The sequence below is a fragment of the Oleiphilus sp. HI0061 genome (assembly GCF_001635675.1).
Genome location: NZ_LWFE01000959.1, coordinates 1 through 284, shown reverse-complemented (window position 1 = coordinate 284; position 284 = coordinate 1). Strand labels below are relative to the sequence as shown.

Sequence of the window (284 nt, the reverse complement as noted above, 5' to 3'; positions counted from 1 at the left end):
GCATTGATGCTGCGGCTGAAGAGCGTATCGAGCAAATACATAATCACCATGATCATCACCATGCGCACGGCGAACATCACGAGCATGCACATGACCATTTCGATTCGTTTGTGATTCAGATCGGTGAAGTCGATAGCGATAAAATTCAAGCAGCGATACAAAACGTTGTTAGTGACTTCAATATCTTCAGAGTAAAAGGTTTTGCAGCTTTGCCAGGTAAGCCAATGAGACAAGTATTGCAGGCTGTGGGTAAGCGTCTAGACAGTTATTTTGACCGCCCATGG

Annotated in this window: 1 protein-coding gene; it reads left to right on the top strand. The window is 45.1% G+C overall.

Features of this window, described 5'->3' with window-relative positions; translation table 11 throughout:
* Positions 1-284, top strand: a 284-nt coding sequence (locus A3735_RS11205) for a GTP-binding protein (protein WP_197485865.1), incomplete at both ends; no start/stop codon positions are given.